Source organism: Epilithonimonas zeae (assembly GCF_900141765.1).
Taxonomy (GTDB): domain Bacteria; phylum Bacteroidota; class Bacteroidia; order Flavobacteriales; family Weeksellaceae; genus Epilithonimonas; species Epilithonimonas zeae.
The window spans coordinates 849,752-864,975 of sequence record NZ_FSRK01000001.1 but is presented as its reverse complement, the minus strand read 5'-3'; the positions used below and the strand labels follow the sequence as shown (position 1 = coordinate 864,975).

Genomic DNA, 15,224 nt, shown 5'->3' with positions numbered 1-15,224 from the left:
TTGGCGTTTATGGATTACTTGAAAAATCCGAAATTCATTACAGAAAAGACGGTTTGTGGACCATACAATCGTCCGAAGAATTGGAACCTTATAATCCTTCAAAAATTCAGGTTACCACTTTTAAATTTAATAACAAAACCGAACAATACGAGTTGGATAAGACTTATGTAAGTGAAAAATAGTGGCTTGAAAATCGTTAACGGCCTAAATCTGTTTTCAACACTTTAAATTCTTACAAATTGGAAAGAATTTTGCTCCACATTTTCAAATTACGATTATGAGAGTTCTGTATGTTATATTGTTTATTTTGTTTTTACAAGCCTGTACTACAAAAAAGTACACCAAAGCCCATCTTCTTCCCGAAGACATAAAATCAGCGACAGAAGAGATTTATGACACTTCCAACAATCAGAAAAAGCTGCTTCATAAAAAGGAATTGACATTTACCAAAAATGGTCGTATCAAATATTCGAAAACATTTGATTCTAATGGAAATCTTTTGCAGGAAACCGAAAAGAAATTGTGGTTTACGGTAGAACGATATCCGGACAAAGACTCTTATTACTGCAAAACCCGCTGGAAACCCAATCAACGTGAACGAATCAGCTGTTACACCAAGAAGCAATACAAACAGAACGAAAGCATCTATCATTACAACAAAAATGGCAGCATTGATAAAATTGCAGATAACTTTGAGACTTTCAATACAAGACAATTTCATTATTCTAACAATGAACTTTACAAGATTGTAATTACTGGAAAAGACAACAAACCAATTGATGAATTATCAATCAGTTGCATAGAAAAAGACAAGAAGGGAAATTGTCTCAAACAGACCAAAATTTCTAATAAAACTGGTAAAAATCAAGAGATTCTGATTTTCCCGAAATATGATTAATCGTAATTAAAATTTAAACAAACTCTTAACAAAAGTTTTGTTAAGATATTTATCCAACGGATAGATTTTCAGGAAATAATTACCGATGAAAAGCAATATCAAAACGACAGCTGGCTTGTAGAAAAGATTGAGAATGTTCAGCTTGAAATCCGGAAGAAAAATTGCAATATTGATAGAAATACAGCCTAAAATCATGGCATAAATCATCTCAATTCCCAAAGGAAAAACTTTGAATTTAATATAATTGAAAACGATTTTGATTATATTAAACAACGACAGAGAAATCGCATAAGCAATCGCAATTCCTAAAATTCCCAAGTCCGTATGTTTAAGGAAAAGTAGATTGGTTGTGATGGTCAAAACTGCTAAAATCAGCATCACCACAATATTGAATTTGTAATATTTGGAAAGGGAAATAATATGGCCATTGAATCCTGTTGCCAAATCAAACAACATTGCAAATCCGAGAACCCAGACAATCGGCTCAGAAGAACGCAAATCTTCTCCATTCTTCATAAAGTCCGCTAAATACGGGAATCCAACGGCGATGCAACAAAACAAAACCAAGCCAAGAAAAAACAAACTGAGTGAGGTTTTCTTGTGAAATCTGTCTAACTCATTGTAATCTCCATTCGCCAAAACCTTATTAATAATCGGTGCTGACAGGTTGAACAATCCCATCTGCGGAACAACAATCAGAGAAATAATGGAATAAATATTATTGTAAATCCCATTTTCCTCAAAACTGATGAATTCGCCAATCATATAACTGTCAATTTTGATAGCGATGTAATTTCCGATATTTCCTAAAAATCCGAAGAAACTATAAGTTAAAATTTCACGATAAAGATTGTCTTTTTTGAAATAGCCTAAGTCAAAATCGAACCTGACTTTTTCCAATCTATTCGTGTAAAGTCCATAACCAAAGAACGAAATCACGAACATCATAAAGAAAAATCCGTACGCCGATTTTTCCGCAAATCCCATAAAGAAAAACAGACAAAACGCACCAAGATTGGCCAATTTCGGAACAAAATTCTCGAAGATATTAGGAACTACTACTCTTTTATAATTGGTCAAAAATTTATTAAAGACAGACGATAAAGCCAGAACCAAAGCCAGTGGCAAAATCAGATTTTTCATTTTCCAAACCTCCAGTTTTTTGAAGTCGGGAAACAGATAAGCAATGAGGAAAAATCCACCTACAACAATTAAAAAATTAATGACAACAGCCAACAAAGAAAGGCTTAACATATTGTGATGTTTCCCGTCTGCATTCACTTTTGCAAAGAATTTGACGTTGGAAAAACTCAATCCAAAGACGATAATCGGAACGATGATTTCGGCTGTAGGCAAGATATAACGGAGCTTTCCGTAAAACTCCATATCGTAAGGAAAAATGAAAATAGCCGAAAACGTTCCCAGCAAAAAACCGAGATAACCAATGATCGAATATTTTACACCTTGTCTTGCTACGACACTCATAGTTTTTATTTAAAGTTCTAAGTTTTGGGTTAAGGTTTCTAAGCCTTTGGAAGAAAAATTATATTGTTGATGTAATCTTTATAATTCTTAACATTATCCGGATTCTGCAGATTCAGGAATTCTTCTGTGAGAATTTTTGGTTGTAATTTTTCTCTATCCAAATAATTTACGGAATAGCCCCAATCCGCAATCTCGGAAATCAAAGTCCAAAGATTTTCCTGATGATGACGTTGCTCCATCTCAACCATCAGAATTGGCTTATATTTCTCGATTGTTTTTCTGGCTCCTCTCAAAGTCTGCATCTCATTCCCTTCCACATCAATTTTAATAAAATCGAGTTTTTTAAGATTGTGATTGAGTTCATCCAAAGGCCTTACTTCAACTTTTTGAAGAATTGTTTTTTCTTCATTTTTTTCTTTGATAGAAGTTTGTAAAGTTCCTCTCGTATGGATTTTTTCGCCATTAATCACAGGAATTTTGAATTCAGCAATGGTAGAAATATCAGACAAAGCCACAGAAAATAAATTGACTTTTGGAAATAATCGCCCTAATCTTTTGAACAATTGTTGATTAGGCTCAAAAGCGAAAATATTTTCCGGCTTAAGATGATTTTCCAAAGTGAAAAGATAAGCGCCGACATTGGCTCCAACATCCATAAAAACTGAATCTTTTCCCAAAACTTCTTTAATCCAAAGAAACTCTGGCTCTACTTTTCTTTCCAAAAGATTTTGTGCAGTCAAACCTTTCAGTTTTTTGAAAAATCTGCTTTTGTAATAAGACGGCGAAATGTACTGTAGATTCTCAGCAAGCTGACTGTAAACACTCATCGATTTTGGTCATAAAGAAAACAACGGCAAAGAAAAGGCATTTATTTTACAAATCATAAAACTTTGTTAAGAGAATGATTTTTTGAGTGATTTAAACGCAAAGTGCGCAAGTTTTTTTTTTGAATATTGAATATGTTTATAAGATTCGCAAAGACGCTTCAGCTTAGCTATTTTGTCTTGAAATAAGAATGATTATCAATATAATTTTTACTAATTTTTATGCTTTCAAAAATATCTTTGTCACTAGAATCCTGTTCTAAAAACCAATATTTGAGACCTGCTTTTTCTTTGGCTTCGAAAATGGATTTAAAATCAATGGTTCCATTTCCAATTTCGGCAAAATCTTGACTTCCGGCTTTCATATTTTTCACGTGCCACAGCGGAAATCTCTTCGGATATCTTTCGAAATAATCCAACGGATTGAATCCAGCTTTTGAAATCCAATATAGGTCAAGTTCCATTTTAACCAAATCAGAATCAGTATTTTCTAAAATGAAATCATAAACTGTTTTATCTTCGAATTTTTCAAATTCGAAATCGTGGTTGTGATAAGCGAAATCGATTCCTGTTTTGTTTGTTACTTCGCCTGATTTATTGAGTAATTCCGGAAGTTTTTTATATTGTTCTGAAGATCTTTCTTCATCGAAAAGATAAGAACAAACCATATATTTTGACCCGATAAAATGTAAATCTTCAACGGATTTTTCCCAGTCATTAAGAAGTGTGCCTCTGCTATTGTGAATAATTCCAGTTGTATGATGAGAACTGATGACTTCTAATCCTAAATTCTTCATAATCGATAGGAATTCCGATCTGGTTTTTCCAAAAAATTTCCCATCGTAACCGTAGATTTCGAGTTGCTTGAAACCTAATTGAGCTAAGCGTTCTAGAGCTTTTTCCAGATTCGCGGCCACAGCATCCCGAATCGTGTACAACTGGATGGCTAAAGGTTTTCTATTATCCATAAAATTTGAAGTTCCGCAAGCATATAAACCCAAAAATCCCAATCCGGACAAGCTTATAAAATCTTTTCTATTCATTTTTGATTTTCGATGGTTTAAAGATATTTATATTTTTTGAAATGCTATAAAAACAAAAAACCTACCGAGAAATGGCAGGTTTTGAGAGAGAAAAATTAGGAGTAGTTAGTTTGATTTGATGATTTTAAATGATTCTTCGTTTAGTTTGGTTTTAAGTTTTAGAATATAATTTCCGTTCGGAAGATTAGAAAAGTCAAGTTTTGAAACATTTTCATTTTGTCCAGATACAATTTTTTTACCGTCTTGGGAATAAATTTCAAAACCTGATATATTTTCTTTAGACTTGATTTGCAACATATTTTTTACAGGATTTGGATAAACACCAATTATTGATTTGCTCAAATCTTGAACGGCAAGCGTTCCACCAAATTTGTACAACGCATAGTTATTATCTTTCAAAGACATCGCAAAAAGATTATTATCATTGGTTTTTATAAAGGTGCTGAATCTGTTGTTTTCTCCAACCAAATCTTTGTAATTGTGTTCCCAAGCGGTAACTCCTGTTTCTGTTATTTTTTTGATGATGGAATTGTTACTGTTAAATTCTGAAAAAGAAAGAAGATAGCCGTTATCGGTTCCTGGAGTTAGTGCGATATCATAATAATTATCTCCAAAATAATTATTGGTCCAAATTGTATTGCCGGAACTACTCTTTTTAGTCAAAAGAGTTTTTGTTGCCGATTCGTGATTAACACCGGCAACCAAAAGTTCACCGGCATTATTGATTAATCCTTTTTCATAGATGCTTTCACCTTCTGATATGTAAGTGTTCTCCCAAACCAGATCACGGGAAGCATTGTATTTTGCAATCCATCCGTATTCGTTTTCGATATCAGTTTCTTCGTCGTAATAAACTGTTTCACCTACCAAAGCAAAACCGCCATCAGCCAAAGGAACTGTATCAAAAATCATAGATCCGGGATACTGCGTATAGGTTCTTGTTTTAATCCACAGCTGATTACCATTTGTATCATATTTACCAAAGAAATAACTTAAAGATGTGTCATCTTCAAAATCGCCGCTCAGGATGATGCTACCATCTGCCAATATATCCATATCAACTACAAAGGTTTCTTGATTATTAACTGTAATAGTTTTTGTCCATATTACATTACCGTTTAAATCCAACTTCACAAAAGATGGATTATTGTTTCCTGCATTTTCAGTTATGAAGTATAAATTTTCATTACTATCCTTACCCAATAAAAAGGGAATGTTGTTAAACAAGTCTGGCAATGTTTTTTGCCATAAGAGATCTCCATTGCTATTAACTTTATTAATCTGAGGAATAAACGTATTACTACTTCCAGTAAAAACATAACTGCCGTCTGAGAGCTGAACACTTCCTCCGGAATACATCAAAGTGCTGTTATTAACTGGCGATATTGTTTTTTGCCATAGTAATTCTGGCGCAGTGGATTGTGCTCCAAACATTGTAAATAATCCAACTAATACAAGTAAAGTAAATTTTGTTTTCATATCATTGATTTTAAGGTTATTCTATAATGAGAATTTTTCATTGTTATTATTATCAGCAAATGTATACGTCAAAACAAATACGAGTAAATACCTCAAAAAAGGTATTTTTATTAATAATTTTTATTAATTTTATAAAAAACCACAACTATGGATAAGAATTACTCAATAAGCTCAAAAAAAGCACATCCACTACTGAAGGTTTGGAATGCCTATCCTCATTCACTTAGTAATACAGCAAAAACAATTTCAAGTCCACCTCCATTTGAACAAATTATAGGTGAAATGTTTGCTATTGGAGAATTCTATTATTATGCTATCAATATTCCTGATAGCACTATTATAAGTCCTCATATTAATATGCTTAAAATTCATGGATTAAACAGATATCCAAAATATCTTAAAGAAATTATTGATTTAATCCACCCCGATGATCTTGATTTTGTGCTGGAAGCAGAAAAAATAACAATAGAAAAAATGCAGGAAATAGGCTGGGAACATCAACAGAATTTAAAATGTAGTTATTGTTTCCGTATGAGAACCCATAAAGGAAACTACGAAATGTTTCATCATCAATCTCTGCATATAGCCAAAAGCGAAGACGGAAGGTTACTACAAGCCGTTAACATCCATACCAATATTCAACACATAACTCAAATTAATTCTTATACTGTTCTTGTTGTAGGAATTGGAAACCATAATGACTTTCATCAAATACATTATAAAAAACAAACTGATAAACAAACACCACCAAATGCTCTCACAAAAAGAGAAATAGAAATATTATCCTTATTAGCTTTGGGTCAATCTGCAAAACAAATTTCAGAAGCATTAGACATTTCTTACCACACCGTCACTACGCATCGTAGGAACATTTTTCAAAAAACAGAGTGCGCAAAAACATCAGAACTCATAAAGAAAGCTTTGGAATGGGGATATATCTAAAGTATTTGTTAATTATTACTAAGAACAATAACTAATTCCTAAACTTGTTTTAAATTTGATTTTTAAATTATCTTTATGAAATATTTATTCATCATTATGCTATCATTATTCGGATTTTCAAAAAATAAGGCGCAGGCAAAATCAATCCACAGTTTCAAAGTGGAAGCTTTGGACGGTTCCACCATTGATTTTTCTAAATTCAAAGGCAAAAAAATATTGGTTGTCAACACCGCTTCCGAATGCGGTTTCACGCCTCAATATGCAGATTTGGAAAAACTTTATGAACAGTACAAAAACAAATTGGTTGTCGTTGGTTTTCCAGCTAATAATTTTGGAGGACAAGAACCTGGAGCCAACCATGAGATTGCTACTTTCTGCCAAAGAAATTACGGTGTTCAATTTCCAATGGCAGCGAAGATTTCTGTGAAAGGAGATGATATTGCCCCGATTTATAAATTCTTGACAGATAAAAAAGAAAACGGCGTAAAAAACACAAAAATCCTTTGGAACTTTACCAAGATTCTTTTGGATGAAAAAGGAAACATCATTGATAGTTTTGTGAGTACAACCAATCCAATGAGTGAAAGTATTACGAAATATTTGAAATAGATTTAGCTCTCTATACAAATAAAAAAGCGTTCAGATTTTGAACGCTTTTTATTTTAGTCAACTCTCAAAAAATTTCCATTTTTATCGAATTCCAAATCGATGTCGTTGAGCAAATCAATTTTGATTTTGTTTCCATCTTTATCGATACTTTCTACAGCTGCACCTTTATAATGCTGATTGAGGTAAGATTTGATTTTTGCAGGAATCAAAACGTTTGGAACACCTTTCTTATCACTGATTTCTTCCCAGTTTCCATTTTTGTCAAAATCGATTTCTGCGCCGTTATTCAGTTTTACTTCATACTTTTTGCCGACTAAAGTTGTTTTTGCTTCATATTTTATAACTGTTGCTTTAGGGTAATATTTCGCCAGGAAGCTTTTGACATTCGCTGGCATTTGTTGATAAAAAGCAGAAAGATTTGTTAGATTTGAAATCTCAGAATTAATCTTTAAATCAATTTTACCAGTAGCTTGGAGCAATAATGTTCCTACGAACAACATTGCCAAACTTAGTTTATTCAATTTCATAATAAATTATTTTTTTAAATTTAATAAATCTTATAAATCAAAAAAGCGACCAAATAGTCGCTTTATTTTTATTTTAAATCTGAATTATTATACAAAAGGTAATTTCACCACTTTCGCAGGAATATCTTTATTTCTGATTCTGATAAAAATCTCCGAACCTAGTTTAAAGTTTGGTTTATCAACATAAGCTAAACCAATTCCTACTTTTCTCATTGGTGACATTGTTCCGGAAGTAACTTCACCTATAATATTACCTTCAGCATCTACAACTTCGTGATGTTGTCTAGGCACAGCTCTTTCCTGCATTTCGAAACCAACTAATTTTTTGGAAACACCTTCGGCTTTTTGATTTTCCAAGAATGCTTTGTTCACAAAATCTTTATCGAATTTCGTAATCCAACCCAATCCAGCTTCAAGAGGAGAAGTTGTATCATCTATATCATTCCCGTAAAGACAGAATCCTTTTTCCAATCTTAAAGTGTCTCTGGAAGCCAATCCGCAAGGAATCATTCCAAATTCTTTTCCAGCTTCCGTCAACGCATCCCAAAGCTGTTCTGCATATTTATTATCAAAATAAATCTCAAAACCGCCACTTCCTGTATAACCTGTATTGGAAATAATCACATCAGAAAAACCAGCTACAGAACCAATTGTGAAATGATAATATGGAATTGAAGGCAAATCTGTTTCGGTTAGTTTTTGAAGAATTTCAGTCGCTTTTGGACCTTGGATAGCAATTAACGACATCTCATCTGAAGCATTCGTCATTTTTGCTCCGAATTTTTCATTGTATTTTGCAATGTGATTCCAGTCTTTGTCAATATTGGAAGCGTTTACGACTACAAAATACTTTTCATCTTCGATTTTGTAAACAATCAGATCATCTACAATTCCGCCATTTTCATTCGGAAGGCAAGAATATTGCGCTTTTCCGTTTTCCAAAGCGTCAACATTATTAGAAGTCACAAATTGCAACAAATCTTTTGCAGCAGGACCTTCGATAAAAAACTGTCCCATATGAGACACATCAAAAATTCCCGCTTTTTCGCGGACAGCAAAATGTTCTTCTGTAACTCCTGAATATTGAACAGGCATTTCGAATCCTGCAAACGGAACGATTTTAGCGCCTAGAGAAACGTGTTTATCGTATAAAGCGGTTTTTTTCATCTACTACTGATTTATTTTTTTAATGGTTAGATGGAACGCAGAAGCATTTCATTTTTATTTTAACGATTTATTTTTAGTTGCGCACAAATCTAAAAATTAATGATGAATTATAAATGATTAATGATGAATTTTCTTGTCTTATGAATTATCTCATTTCAGAATAAATGTATTAATCATACCTTTGCATCTCAAATTAAAAACTATGAGCGATATAATTCTTTGTCCTAAATGCCAATCCGAATTCACTTACGAACAAGATAATCTGCAAGTTTGTTCCCAATGTTTTCATGAATGGGATCCTGCGGAAGTTTCAACTGAAGGAAAGATTTTCGATTCTCTTGGGAAAGAATTACAAAATGGAGATTCTGTAATTGTAATCAAAGATTTACCAGTAAAAGGTGCTCCAAAACCTGTAAAAGCTGGAACTAAAGTTAAAAACATCCGTCTTCGTCCGGATTCCGACCATAATATCGATTGCAAAATTGACGGCTTCGGCTCTATGGCTTTGAAGTCTGAGTTTGTGAAAAAGGCATAATTAAATATTAAAGAAGTAAATCCCGTCAGTTTTGATGGGGTTTTTAAATAAAAAAGGAAAAATTTGGCAGGGTAAACTTTCAAAGACTCTGATTGTTCGCAGAAACGAAACTAATTTCCAGTCCCTAAGGCAGAAAGAGAATTAACCAAAAATTTCCTGATGTATTTTCGTTTGTCAAAATTATAAATTTTTATTTATTCAACAAACTGAAAATGTATAAGTTATCCATATTTTATCAACATTTTTCAGATTACGGAATTTAAAATTCTAAAAAGACGTTTCCAGAAAGTAAGTTTTGAGAGTAAACAACGATTGATTTATCATTAATTCTGAGTTTATTTCTGTAATGTGAACCTGCAAAAAGGCTTTCTATAACAGTTGCCTCTACTCCATTTTCAGAAAATTTTATCTGATGTGGGAAATAATGTTTCTTAGAAAGATTGAATTGAATTTTTTCTTCGTCTGAAAAAATATTGACTTCACCTAAAAGCTTCGCAACATAATCGTTGTAAGGATTTTCGTAAGTTTCTTTCGGCGAATCATTTTGAATTAATCGACCTTGCTGCAAAACCACAATTTTATCTGCCCAAGGTAAAACTTCTTCCAGATTGTGCGTCGAAATCAAAAGACTTAGATTATTTTGCTTTACATAATTGAATAATTTATCACGCAATTCAAATTTTCTGGAAAAATCCAAATTACTAAAAGGTTCATCTAGTAGAAGCATCTTTGGAAGAACTGCCAAAGCACGGGCAATTGCAACACGTTGTTGTTGTCCACCACTCAGATTTTTAGGCAAAACTTTAGCATAATCTGTTAAACCAACGACATCTAACAATTCTTCAACCTTTTCTTTTTTCGACTTCAGATTGATATTAGAAATGAATTTCCCCACATTATCAGCAACCGTTGCATAAGGCATCAAATCGTAATTCTGCGCAACAAATTTCATCTGAGATTCGCCGGGAACAAGATTTGCTTTTGGACCAAAGAGTTTTTCTCCATCGAAAATTATTTGTCCATCCTGCCAATCCATCAAACCATAAATCAAACTCAACAAAGTTGATTTTCCACAGCCACTCTCGCCTGCCAGCGCAATAATTTGACCTTCATCTACATTGAGATTTAAGTTTTGGAATAAAGGTTTATCGGTCTGATAATTGAAATATAGGTTTTTAACTTCTAAAAGCATTTTGTAAAATTAGTAGTTTGAAGTCGTGATAATTTTATTATTTTAGCAAAAACACAAAAATAAGTATAATTTAAAAGATTTAAAATGAAAAAGACAACTTTAATAGCCGCATTTTTATTGATTTCTGCTTCGGTTTTTATCATTTCTTGTGGTAAAGACAAACCTGTAACCAGCGAAAGCAATGAGGTTTTGACCACCACAGACGGACAGGTTTATGTTGTAGACACGCTTAACAGCAAAGCAGAATGGAAAGGTTTTAAAGTAATAAAGTCTGATAACACAAGCCATATCGGCGCTTTGAAGTTTGAAAGCGGAGAAGTAACCGTGAAAGATAATAAGCTGGAAAGTGGACAATTTGTACTTGATATGAACTCTTTAACCAATGAGGATTTGAAAGATTCTGAATCTAATGGAAAACTTCTTGGACATTTGAAAAGTGCTGATTTCTTTGACACAACAAAATTTCCAACGGCTTCTTACGAAATCACTAAAGTTACAGAAAATGTTGCAGGAAGCGATTACAACACGATTCTTGATGGAAACCTTACTATAAAAGGAATTACAAAGCCCGCAAGCTTCAATGCCAATGTAAAAGTTAAAGATGGTGAACTAAGTATTGCAACGGAACCAAAAGACATCAACCGAGATGAATTTGGAATTAAATTTCAAATGCCTGCCGCTGAAGGTTTGATTAAAAACGAAATCAATGTTCAGATGAAAGTGAAAGCTATCGAAAAGAAATAATAAAGATTCAAGAGACAAGACTTGAGTCTCAAGATTAAAATTGAAATCTGCTTTTAGAAAAGGCAGATTTTTTTATGGAATTTTTGGTTTAAAAATCGTATTTTTGCAATCTATTTTTTATAAAGAATAATGCTAAAGAAAATTGATGACCTATTGCTAGAAGTACAAAACTTCCAGTCTTCTGCAAAGGATGAGATAGAACAGTTCCGCTTAAAATTCAATGGAAAAAAAGGAATCATGAATGATTTCTACGATGCATTGAAACAAATTCCTAATGAGCAAAAGAAAGATTTTGGACAAAAAATCAATATCTTAAGAAATACTGTGAATGAAAAGCTTGAGGAACTGAAAACATCTTCCGAAAGCAAAATCATCCTTGAAAAAGAAGACCTTACAAGACCTGCTTTTCCTTTGGAATTAGGTTCTCGTCACCCAATCAATTTAGTTAAAAATAAAATCATTGACATCTTCAAATCTATAGGTTTTGCTGTTGCAGATGGACCAGAGATTGAGGATGATTGGCATAACTTTACAGCACTTAACCTTCCGGAATATCATCCGGCGAGAGATATGCAGGATACGTTTTTTATCGAACAAAATCCTGATGTTTTGTTGAGAACGCATACATCTTCTGTACAAATCCGACATATGGAAAACAACGAACCACCAATGAGGATTTTGTCTCCAGGTAGAGTTTTTCGTAATGAGGCGGTTTCTTCCCGTTCGCATTGTATTTTCCACCAGATTGAAGGTTTATATATTGATGAAAATGTAAGTTTTGCAGATTTGAAACAAACCATTCAGTTCTTTACAACAGAACTTTTTGGTAAATCAAAAATCAGAATGAGACCTTCTTACTTCCCATTTACAGAGCCTAGTGCAGAAGTAGATGTTTATTGGGGTTTGAATTCCGAAACCGACTACAGAATCACAAAAGGAACAGGTTGGTTAGAAATTATGGGTTGCGGAATGGTAGATCCTGCGGTTCTTAAAAATGTGAATATCGATCCTGATAAATTCTCCGGATATGCTTTTGGGATGGGAATCGAGAGAATTGTAATGCTTCTTTATCAAATGAGCGACATCCGAATGTTCTTTGAAAACGATATCAGAATGCTGGAGCAGTTCAAAACTTTATAAATAGCGCACAAAATCTATAAAAATTAATCCTGTAAAAGCTAATTTTGCAGGATTTTTTATTAACTTTATATAGAAAACTAATAAAAACAGTTGTACAATTTTATATTTATGAAAAATAGTTTCATAAAGGCATATTATTGTGAGTTTTTTTATTTTTGTATATTATGTCAATAACAACGACTGAAAACAAAAACTAGTAAAAAACACAAAATGGAACCAAAAGAGAAAAACACCAATAAACAAAACTTTAGATTAAGAAAAATTGTTCACTATTTTCTTATTTTCTGTATTCTATTAATCCAAGTTATTTTAGCAGGCTTCTTTTATAACGAGTTCAAAAGCAGAAAGAACCTGACTTTTATAGAAAATCAATTAAAAGAAATCAATTCTTTAGAAAACCTTACCAACGATTCTAAAAAAGAACTTCTGAATTCTCAGGATTATTTTCAAAAATATCTGATTACCGATGACAAACAATATCTGGAATCTTATTTCGAATCTGTAAACAGATTGACAAAAAATCTAGACAGCATCAATAATTATAAGAATCCGAAGCTGGAAAACATTTTGCTTCCTCAGAAAAAAGATTCATCGGAATTTAAAAAATTAAAATTACTCGCAGATTCTTCTTATCAGTTTTCTACAAAATCGAGTTTTAAAATTCGGGAGGATCTTCCAAAAATGAAAAAGTATGATCTGCATTACGATTATGCTAAATTTGATATTGAAACCAAAACCATTTCTGACTCCGTAAAAAAGAAAGGCCTGTTTGGGCGTTTAGGCGATGCAATTGCTGGAAAAGATAATGTTAGAAAAGAAAGTACTGTAATTACTGTAAAAAATGGAGGTATAACAAATGCTGAAAAAATCAAAACAGAGATGGACAGCATAGTAAATACCATCAACAACCATTATTCTAAAGAAGTTCAGAAAATCCAGGTTAATGTTACCAATAGCAAAAACCATAGCAATAAGTTTTACAAGATTTTCAATACGCTTTTGATTTACAGCAACGATTTGATGAACATTTATGAAGTAGCCATCAAAGATTCTAAATTTGAGTTGCAAAAAGAATATGAAAATCTGAATTCTGAGAAAAACAAAATCAGAAACTATTTAGTTTTAGGAGCAATGATTTTGATGTTTATTGTTTCTATATTGATTATGTTCCTGACAAGAATTGCGTTTATTTATGAGAAACGTTTAAAAGCAGCTAATATTCAGATTAAAGAAAACCTTAATTTCAAGAACAGAATCTTAGGAATGCTGAGCCACGAATTGAGATCTCCTCTGAAAATTATTGGCATTTTCATCAACAGAATCAATAAAAAAACGACAGACGAAAGCATCAAAGAATATCTGAAATCGATAAGTTTCACCAATAATACTCTGTTGATGCAGGCGAATCAGATTCTGGAGTACACCAAAAATCAACAAGTAGAAAATAAATTGATTCCGGTAGTTTTCAACCTTAATAATGAGATTGATTCTATTCTTAATTCAATTGAACCTTATATCCAAACGAGAAATAATAAATTTGTAATCGATAAAAACATTGATAAAGATCTTGTGGTCTATTCTGACAACACAAAGATCAATCAGATTTTTATGAATATTCTTGGTAACGCTAACAAATTCACAGAAAATGGACAAATTAGTGTTGATACAAAAACCAAATATGTCGATGAAAACACAGTTTCGCTCATAACAAAAATAACAGACACTGGAGCCGGAATCTCGGAATCTGATCTTGAAAAAATCTTCGAACCTTACTATCAAGGTGTTTTGTCTGAAGATGTAGAAAATCTGGGCGCTGGTTTGGGATTGAGTTTATGCAAAGAACTTGTTGGACTATATTCCGGAGATATTTCTGTAGCCAGTAAACTTGGAAAAGGTACAACCGTGAGCTTTTCTGTTAATTTAAATATCAATAAATAATGTTAGAACACAAAACAACTTTCTTACTTGCAGACGACCACAGCCTTATCAGGCAAGGCATTGTGTTTCTTTTGGAAGAGATCGTTTTAGATTGTGAGATTCTCCAGGCTTCAACATTATCTAAAGTATTGGAAACTGTGGAAACCAATCCAATTGATATTGCAATTATAGACGCACATTTTCCTGATGGAAACAGCCTGACAATTATTCCACAAATCAAAAAAACAAGACCGGAAATTAAAATTCTAATCTTTACTGGTATTGACGAAGAAATACACGCATTGAAGTTCATTAATGCAGGTGCTAATGGCTTTCTTAGCAAACTGAGCGAAGAAGAAGAAATAAAGCAAGCTATTATGAAGATGCAAACTTACGGGCAATACATCTCGCCTGTTACGCAATCTTTATTGATGAATTCCCTACAAAATCCAACTATTGCAAATCCATTGAACCGCCTTACAGAAAGAGAAATGGAAATCGCAGAAATGTATGCAAAAGGCTTGGGCAATTTGGAGATTGCAAATAAGCTGGACGTTAAACAAAATACCATCAGCACTATCAAAAAACGAATCTTTGAAAAGCTGAATATCCAAAACATCGTAGAATTATCCGAATTGATTAAAAATAATCATCAATAATTCTTTCTTTATTAAAAAGTTATTTCTTCATCTTTTGATTTGTAGATAAATATCTACAAGCTC

At 32.7% G+C, this 15,224-nt stretch carries 15 protein-coding genes; 8 read left to right on the top strand and 7 right to left on the bottom strand.

The window, feature by feature from the left end; translation table 11 throughout:
- The first annotated feature begins 277 nt into the window (after positions 1–277).
- Positions 278–898 carry a hypothetical protein gene (locus BUR19_RS03925; protein ID WP_074233609.1) on the top strand — a complete coding sequence of 207 codons (621 nt, stop codon included), beginning with the start codon at positions 278–280 and terminating at the stop codon, positions 896–898.
- 6 nt (positions 899–904) lie between these two features.
- Here BUR19_RS03925 and BUR19_RS03920 read toward each other — a convergent pair whose 3' ends face one another.
- From BUR19_RS03920 to BUR19_RS03905, 4 genes are all read right to left on the bottom strand, one after another.
- Positions 905–2,383 carry a lipopolysaccharide biosynthesis protein gene (locus tag BUR19_RS03920; RefSeq protein WP_074233608.1) on the bottom strand — a complete coding sequence of 493 codons (1,479 nt, stop codon included), beginning with the start codon at positions 2,381–2,383 and terminating at the stop codon, positions 905–907.
- 38 nt (positions 2,384–2,421) lie between these two features.
- Positions 2,422–3,210 carry an FkbM family methyltransferase gene (locus tag BUR19_RS03915; protein WP_074233607.1) on the bottom strand — a complete coding sequence of 263 codons (789 nt, stop codon included), beginning with the start codon at positions 3,208–3,210 and terminating at the stop codon, positions 2,422–2,424.
- Between the two features lie 167 nt (positions 3,211–3,377).
- On the bottom strand, positions 3,378–4,250 hold the full coding sequence (locus BUR19_RS03910) for a sugar phosphate isomerase/epimerase family protein (RefSeq protein ID WP_074233606.1): 873 nt from the start codon (positions 4,248–4,250) through the stop codon (positions 3,378–3,380).
- 105 nt (positions 4,251–4,355) lie between these two features.
- Positions 4,356–5,729 carry a T9SS type A sorting domain-containing protein gene (locus BUR19_RS03905; protein ID WP_083600633.1) on the bottom strand — a complete coding sequence of 458 codons (1,374 nt, stop codon included), beginning with the start codon at positions 5,727–5,729 and terminating at the stop codon, positions 4,356–4,358.
- A 147-nt stretch (positions 5,730–5,876) separates the two neighbouring features.
- On the opposite strand from BUR19_RS03905, the gene BUR19_RS03900 reads away from it, so the two are divergent.
- Complete coding sequence (locus BUR19_RS03900) at positions 5,877–6,671, top strand: helix-turn-helix transcriptional regulator (protein ID WP_074233604.1); 795 nt, start codon at positions 5,877–5,879, stop codon at positions 6,669–6,671.
- A gap of 96 nt (positions 6,672–6,767) precedes the next feature.
- Entirely contained in the window at positions 6,768–7,280 is a 513-nt protein-coding gene (locus tag BUR19_RS03895) for a glutathione peroxidase (protein ID WP_379955513.1), read from the top strand.
- Positions 7,281–7,333: 53 nt separating this feature from the next.
- On the opposite strand, the gene BUR19_RS03890 is transcribed toward BUR19_RS03895, so the two are convergent.
- Both BUR19_RS03890 and gcvT read right to left on the bottom strand, forming a co-directional pair.
- Positions 7,334–7,807 carry a PepSY-like domain-containing protein gene (locus BUR19_RS03890; RefSeq protein ID WP_074233602.1) on the bottom strand — a complete coding sequence of 158 codons (474 nt, stop codon included), beginning with the start codon at positions 7,805–7,807 and terminating at the stop codon, positions 7,334–7,336.
- An 87-nt stretch (positions 7,808–7,894) separates the two neighbouring features.
- On the bottom strand, positions 7,895–8,974 hold the full coding sequence (gcvT, locus tag BUR19_RS03885; protein ID WP_074233601.1) for a glycine cleavage system aminomethyltransferase GcvT: 1,080 nt from the start codon (positions 8,972–8,974) through the stop codon (positions 7,895–7,897).
- 202 nt (positions 8,975–9,176) lie between these two features.
- Between gcvT and BUR19_RS03880 the strand changes: the two genes are divergently transcribed.
- Positions 9,177–9,509 (top strand): zinc ribbon domain-containing protein YjdM, encoded by a 333-nt coding sequence (locus BUR19_RS03880; protein ID WP_074233600.1) that lies wholly within the window; start codon positions 9,177–9,179, stop codon positions 9,507–9,509.
- Between the two features lie 259 nt (positions 9,510–9,768).
- On the opposite strand, the gene BUR19_RS03875 is transcribed toward BUR19_RS03880, so the two are convergent.
- Positions 9,769–10,701 carry a sulfate/molybdate ABC transporter ATP-binding protein gene (locus BUR19_RS03875; protein ID WP_074233599.1) on the bottom strand — a complete coding sequence of 311 codons (933 nt, stop codon included), beginning with the start codon at positions 10,699–10,701 and terminating at the stop codon, positions 9,769–9,771.
- 84 nt (positions 10,702–10,785) lie between these two features.
- On the opposite strand from BUR19_RS03875, the gene BUR19_RS03870 reads away from it, so the two are divergent.
- From BUR19_RS03870 to BUR19_RS03855, 4 genes are all read left to right on the top strand, one after another.
- Positions 10,786–11,445 (top strand): YceI family protein, encoded by a 660-nt coding sequence (locus BUR19_RS03870; protein ID WP_074233598.1) that lies wholly within the window; start codon positions 10,786–10,788, stop codon positions 11,443–11,445.
- Positions 11,446–11,574: 129 nt separating this feature from the next.
- The gene (gene pheS, locus BUR19_RS03865; protein WP_074233597.1) at positions 11,575–12,585 is read left to right on the top strand and encodes a phenylalanine--tRNA ligase subunit alpha; all 1,011 of its coding nucleotides are present in this window, start codon (positions 11,575–11,577) and stop codon (positions 12,583–12,585) included.
- Between the two features lie 210 nt (positions 12,586–12,795).
- Positions 12,796–14,523, top strand: coding sequence for a sensor histidine kinase (locus BUR19_RS03860; protein WP_074233596.1), 1,728 nt, complete (start codon positions 12,796–12,798; stop codon positions 14,521–14,523).
- On the top strand, positions 14,523–15,161 hold the full coding sequence (locus tag BUR19_RS03855) for a response regulator (protein WP_074233595.1): 639 nt from the start codon (positions 14,523–14,525) through the stop codon (positions 15,159–15,161). The genes BUR19_RS03860 and BUR19_RS03855 overlap by 1 nt, the downstream gene beginning before the upstream one ends.
- The last annotated feature ends 63 nt before the right edge of the window (positions 15,162–15,224 follow it).

Bases quoted from the DNA above. Each gene is read 5' to 3' on its own strand.
- BUR19_RS03925 (WP_074233609.1), top strand. From the start codon at position 278: ATGAGAGTTCTGTATGTTATATTGTTTATTTTGTTTTTACAAGCCTGT.
- BUR19_RS03920 (WP_074233608.1), bottom strand. From the start codon at position 2,383: ATGAGTGTCGTAGCAAGACAAGGTGTAAAATATTCGATCATTGGTTAT.
- BUR19_RS03915 (WP_074233607.1), bottom strand. From the start codon at position 3,210: ATGAGTGTTTACAGTCAGCTTGCTGAGAATCTACAGTACATTTCGCCG.
- BUR19_RS03910 (WP_074233606.1), bottom strand. From the start codon at position 4,250: ATGAATAGAAAAGATTTTATAAGCTTGTCCGGATTGGGATTTTTGGGT.
- BUR19_RS03905 (WP_083600633.1), bottom strand. From the start codon at position 5,729: ATGAAAACAAAATTTACTTTACTTGTATTAGTTGGATTATTTACAATG.
- BUR19_RS03900 (WP_074233604.1), top strand. From the start codon at position 5,877: ATGGATAAGAATTACTCAATAAGCTCAAAAAAAGCACATCCACTACTG.
- BUR19_RS03895 (WP_379955513.1), top strand. From the start codon at position 6,768: ATGCTATCATTATTCGGATTTTCAAAAAATAAGGCGCAGGCAAAATCA.
- BUR19_RS03890 (WP_074233602.1), bottom strand. From the start codon at position 7,807: ATGAAATTGAATAAACTAAGTTTGGCAATGTTGTTCGTAGGAACATTA.
- gcvT (WP_074233601.1), bottom strand. From the start codon at position 8,974: ATGAAAAAAACCGCTTTATACGATAAACACGTTTCTCTAGGCGCTAAA.
- BUR19_RS03880 (WP_074233600.1), top strand. From the start codon at position 9,177: ATGAGCGATATAATTCTTTGTCCTAAATGCCAATCCGAATTCACTTAC.
- BUR19_RS03875 (WP_074233599.1), bottom strand. From the start codon at position 10,701: ATGCTTTTAGAAGTTAAAAACCTATATTTCAATTATCAGACCGATAAA.
- BUR19_RS03870 (WP_074233598.1), top strand. From the start codon at position 10,786: ATGAAAAAGACAACTTTAATAGCCGCATTTTTATTGATTTCTGCTTCG.
- pheS (WP_074233597.1), top strand. From the start codon at position 11,575: ATGCTAAAGAAAATTGATGACCTATTGCTAGAAGTACAAAACTTCCAG.
- BUR19_RS03860 (WP_074233596.1), top strand. From the start codon at position 12,796: ATGGAACCAAAAGAGAAAAACACCAATAAACAAAACTTTAGATTAAGA.
- BUR19_RS03855 (WP_074233595.1), top strand. From the start codon at position 14,523: ATGTTAGAACACAAAACAACTTTCTTACTTGCAGACGACCACAGCCTT.